The organism is Microcystis sp. M090S1 (assembly GCF_020246295.1).
GTDB classification, from domain to species: domain Bacteria; phylum Cyanobacteriota; class Cyanobacteriia; order Cyanobacteriales; family Microcystaceae; genus Microcystis; species Microcystis aeruginosa.
This window is the reverse complement of sequence record NZ_JADBTF010000185.1, coordinates 1-4913: the sequence shown is the minus strand read 5'-3', so window position 1 is coordinate 4913 and position 4913 is coordinate 1. Positions and strand designations below refer to the sequence as shown.

6 protein-coding genes and 1 pseudogene are annotated in these 4913 nt (G+C 42.4%); 1 reads left to right on the top strand and 6 read right to left on the bottom strand.

The features are described from left to right. Nucleotides 1–4 precede the first annotated feature (4 nt). From IM477_RS08490 to IM477_RS08465, 6 genes and pseudogenes are all read right to left on the bottom strand, one after another. A pseudogene (locus tag IM477_RS08490) lies at nucleotides 5–1743 on the bottom strand (PatA/PatG family cyanobactin maturation protease); the annotation flags it as partial. A 10-nt stretch (nucleotides 1744–1753) separates the two neighbouring features. Beyond that, on the bottom strand, nucleotides 1754–1960 hold the full coding sequence (locus IM477_RS08485; protein WP_287731361.1) for a type II toxin-antitoxin system HicB family antitoxin: 207 nt from the start codon (nucleotides 1958–1960) through the stop codon (nucleotides 1754–1756). A 36-nt stretch (nucleotides 1961–1996) separates the two neighbouring features. Next, nucleotides 1997–2197 (bottom strand): hypothetical protein, encoded by a 201-nt coding sequence (locus IM477_RS08480; RefSeq protein WP_287731360.1) that lies wholly within the window; start codon nucleotides 2195–2197, stop codon nucleotides 1997–1999. A 90-nt stretch (nucleotides 2198–2287) separates the two neighbouring features. After that, nucleotides 2288–2854: a Uma2 family endonuclease gene (locus tag IM477_RS08475; protein WP_287731358.1), complete on the bottom strand. Its 567-nt coding sequence runs from the start codon at nucleotides 2852–2854 to the stop codon at nucleotides 2288–2290. 34 nt (nucleotides 2855–2888) lie between these two features. Continuing rightward, nucleotides 2889–3335, bottom strand: a complete 447-nt coding sequence (locus IM477_RS08470; protein ID WP_043999427.1) for a DUF29 domain-containing protein — start codon at nucleotides 3333–3335, stop codon at nucleotides 2889–2891. Between the two features lie 76 nt (nucleotides 3336–3411). Beyond that, entirely contained in the window at nucleotides 3412–4308 is an 897-nt protein-coding gene (locus IM477_RS08465; protein WP_287731356.1) for a DUF5838 family protein, read from the bottom strand. 24 nt (nucleotides 4309–4332) lie between these two features. On the opposite strand from IM477_RS08465, the gene IM477_RS08460 reads away from it, so the two are divergent. Then, nucleotides 4333–4593, top strand: coding sequence for a transposase (locus IM477_RS08460; RefSeq protein ID WP_287731354.1), 261 nt, complete (start codon nucleotides 4333–4335; stop codon nucleotides 4591–4593). Nucleotides 4594–4913: the final 320 nt, after the last annotated feature.

Below are 4913 nucleotides of genomic sequence, written 5' to 3'. Positions count from 1 at the left end.
TCTAGTAGATGCGGTTGAGGAAACTACTCAAAGTGCGGCGCATTTGGCTTTCTTGGGCTTCTGTTTGTTCTGCACCAACGGCTTCTATAGCGGTGTGCAGTCGTATGAGGTACAGTGTCACGAGCTATAAACCATGCTAGGCAAAGCTTGGTCTGTATCTCACTCAAGCGCTTACCGCTATATTGCCGCACTGACTAAAGTATTAACGTGCCAACCATAAATTCCCCGGGGGCTATCTGGTTCAATGACGGGAACAACTTGTCCTGAGAACAGGCGTACTGTCCGCCCAGTAATCCGTCCCGGAATACTGACACGCTGGATATATTCGGGGCTGTCTTCTGCTTGCACTTGTCCCGAAAGAAGTTCCTGTAAAGCCGCATAAACTTCGCGGGAAAAAGAGCCAAGGGGTTCAATGGCGTAAATTGGCGTAAGTTCCAGGTTCAGGGTCCAAATTAAGGATTTAGCTTCCGAGAGGTGGCCAGCCAGGTAATCCACCATCTGACGGGCATCGTAGGGATTAGAGGGAACTTCAATACCACCAATTACCGCTGTCGGCATCAGTTGTTTAAATGTGTCCCGACGGGCTTCGGTGCCGAAGTCATAGCCCAAAGTGCCAATGGCATAGACGATTCCGCCAGCGGGTTCAGCAGCTTGGCTAGGGGTGACGGGTTTATTGGTAGTTTCGGGCATGGATACTCCTTGAGAGGTGATGACAGGATTGGGAATTTGGGCGACGGGAATTACCGGTGCGCTGGTTGCGGCACTCAGTTCGAGTTTTTGGCGTTCAGCCTCAGGGGTTTCGGGCGTACCACCGCAGCCACAGCCTGATGCTTCTACTGTTGCTTGGGTTTCCACAGATTCGGACATGGTTTCTCCTGTTAGCTGTTTAATTGCCCCAGAAATGTTCAACAATCCGGCTAAACATTTTGGTTCATTTTCGCTGTCGGCATATTGGCAGGGGAGGGCACTTTTTAGTATCGCTTCCCGGACAGCGTGAGGATTGGGGGTTTCTCCTCGCTGCACCTGCAAGCTGAGTAATAAGGCGGCTACTCCAGCCACAATAGGCGCGGCGAAGCTGGTCCCACTCAGTTGCACAGTCCCGCCGCCTGGTTTTGCCCCTAAGATGTTTTCTCCAGGGGCAAGGATGCCTTGACTTTGGTAGGTTTCCCCCCAATTACTAAAGTCGAGGGGATGCCCTCTAGCATCAACAGCACCCACCGCTAGGACGGCAGGAAGGGCAGCAGGAACATGAAGGCATTCACAGCCATCATTACCAGCAGCAGCAACGATAAGAATATTTCTCTCGTTACACATCTCGACGGCACGAATTAGCCAATCTTCGGCTTCTCCCATATCAGTGAGGGCCCCGCCGCTAATATTAATCACTTTTGCCCCTTTTTCGGCTGCTTGTTCAATCGCCCTCGCTAAATCGAGTTGGGAGAGTTTACGGTTATCGTCGGCGAAGACGGGGACGAGTAGGCCTCGACACTGGGGAGCAATACCTTGGATGTCGCTGTTGGGTTGTCCGAAGATGAGACTAGCGATATGTGTCCCATGAGTGGACATTTGCCCCGCAGTGGCTTGATGCTGGACGAGGGTGGGTAAACGGGTTAGGTCTGCCCCGTTGAAGCAGGGATGGTCGGTATCAACTACACCATCAAGAATGGCGACGGTTATTGCTGATGCGCCTTTGGTTTGTTTTTGTAGTTCTTTTAATCCCGGAATGGTTGGGAAATTAGTCATTAGTAATTTTCTAAGCTATTTGTAATAGTTTTGGCGAGGGCAAAGGTTTATTTTCTTGGGTATATATATCTACCAAATCTTCTAAAACTTCTTGGGCATTATCAAGGGCTTCTTGATAGGTGCTGCCGTGAGTTTGAGCGTATTTTCCCCATTCGGGTAAACTGGCGATATAGGCATTATCTTCTTCAGACCATTGAATTAAAATGCTATATTTCATGATTAATCATCTCCTTGTTATAATTGTCCTAATTCTTTAATTGCTGTCATATAGTATGGTTTTTAATTCATCAATAATATCTTCTAAAGGTTGCGGTTTTAATTCTCCTATTTGAAAAGCTTCCCTCGCTTCTTTAGCATTTCGGGCTATTTCGTCTCGATAGGATTCTATCATTTGATTTTTGACAATTTCTATTAACATTTCTCTCTGTTCAATAGGTAGTTCATTAACTGTCATAAGAGCTTGTTCTAATGTCATCATAATTTATCCTCTCTTGATTGTTGTAAAAGGTAATGGGTTCGACGGTAATCATGGGGGTCAATTTGCCTAATTAAATACTTGAGAAACTTTTAAATTGAGTTGATTAAATATAGAGGGTTTTACTAAGTCATCATTGCTAAAATTACCAATTTCTGTATAAGTATCCCCTCTTAATTCTAAGACTAAAATAGTTTGAGTTTGAGGATCAACTATCCAGTATTCGGGAATCCGACAATCTTGATATTGGCTTCTTTTAGCGATGTAATCTCTCTCTCTTTGGATTTCCCCCGGACTAACCACTTCAATGACTAATAAGGGGGGTACCATGGAAAGAAGAATCGTATTTCTCTGGGAGAGTAATTGAATATGTTCTTCTCGAATAATGGTTAAGTCAGGGTAACGGTTTTTCGGTTCGCCCCTCACTTCTAATTCTAAACCATGTCCTCTTACTCTATCAGTTCCTAGCATTAAAGCAAAGACTAGAAAAAGACGATTGGCAATTTGAAAGTTAAGTCCTGATTCTGGCGGCATTTCTACCAATTCTCCGTTAAATAATTCATAGTGTTCCTCTGAATTATCCTCATAATGTAGATATTCAGCGAAGGTTTGAAAGCGGGGTTTTGTGGTTAACATAATTTCTCATCTCTTTTTGTTGTTTAATTGATTTTTATGGCAACCAAGAGCGATCTAGTAATTGTTCTAGTGAGTAAGGACATTGAGAGGGAAAAATCACAGTATTCACTGTTTTGATTTTGACAAAACCTAACGCATCTTGGTAGATCGAGTTTAATTCTTCCTCTAAATAATTGTGGAGATTGGCTGTCATTTTTCGCCCTAATTGAGTACGGAAGTTATAAATTTCTTCCTGCCAATGAATTGTATTATATTCTGCTTCCTTTGTCCAGTATTGCAGTAATAATAAATGGCGGATAACCTGTTCTAAAAGACTGGCTACCGCATTTTTCTTTTCTTTGCCCAAATCCTCTAATTCCTCGATTAAATGTTCTAAGTCTAGTTGTGAAAATTGATGATTTCTGAGTAGGCTAACGGTTTCTCCTAGCCATTGAGAGTCATCAATCTCATAGAGTTGTTTTAAGTCGTGAATTCTTTGCATCATTGATGGTCTCCATTAGCTGTTTTATCGTTTTGACTGTCTTGACATCAGAGAAGTTTTGTGGTTAATATAAAGTTTACTCCATTCCAAAATACTTATAATAGTAAAGTCTAACGTTTTCGATTCTCGTTTTTTCTAATTCTTGTTGGGCTGTACCTACCCACATATTAGGTAGAATATCTTGATGTTGATAAAAGCTGTGAACTCTTTGGGCGGTATCATTAAGCTTAAAGTAATTGATTAAATTCTGACGATTTTTGAGAGAGTAGTAAAGCACTGGGTTATTATTTGCTTTTGATAAACCTGTAAAAAATAGATCTGATGCTTGGAGAGGTTTTAATACTGAATCAGGAAAATGTCGCCACACTTGATTGATGGTTTCTGGTTTGAAAAAATCATCTTCTCTAATCTCGGCATAAATTTCGATTGCACTTTTACCCTTGAAATAAAGATCAAAACCAATTAAGTTGACAAACCCACTGAGATAATTACTATCAGCAGCACCGTCACTTAAAACAAAAGCGGTTGCTAGTTTTTCGGGATAATCCCTAATTCTGATGTGCATTTTTACACTAGAATCGGCAAGATTGGTTCTTAAGTCAATACCAGCACTTAGGACTTCTAGCTTGCTAAAGTCAAAATTATCTCCTAAAAATCCCTGTAATAAAGAATAATCTAATTGAACACCCACACGGTTCTCCACTTGCCGAAAAAAAGCTAAAGACTGCGCTAGATATTTTTGCCATTCTTGAGCTTTATCTTTAAAAAAGAGCATAAACCTTGAGGCAATGAGTTTATCTAATTCTATCTTACAAGAGGCTTCAATACTACAATCGCCCTCAACCCCCATCACGAAATCTTCAAACAGCCGCAAAGGATAAATCGGCTCAACATCGAAAGCTTGTTGATGGTTACGAATAAATTGTAGCCTTTGCTCTTTGAGGGAGTTTTTTTGAATGTCAGCAACTATCATAAATTTCAAATTTCGCTTAAGAATATGCCAAGAAAACCTCGAAATCTTCAAGCTGGTTATTCCTACCACGTCACCACACGCTGCAATAACCGAGAGTTCAAACTATCCAAGGGGGAATGCCGGGAGGTATTTCTTTATGCCATCAAGAAGGCTTTAGACAAACACCAGTTTAAGCTTTATGCTCTCTGTATCATGTCTAATCATGTCCATTATCTGATCGAACCTGTCCAACCAGAAGATTTACCCAAAATTATGCACTTTCTCAACTGGTACACGGCGATGTGATCCCCCCGCCTTCGGCTTCCCCCCTTATCAAGGGGGGCTAGGGGGGATCGCACAGGACACTTTTGGGAAAAACGTTATTTTTGCGATGGCTTCCCTCCTTCAGATAAAGAAAGGGCATTAAATACCTTACGTTACATTCACGGAAACCCGAAAGCTGCCAAAATGCGTTCGACTTTTTTCTTTGACATCCTCACCGCCGTAAACGGACGGTGATTCCCAAACCTCACGATTTAGGTTTCTGCTTCTTTCCCTTGCGGGGTTCCGCACCTGCCTTAACAGATTTACTCTGTTCTGGTCTTATGGTCGCTCTACAGACTGAC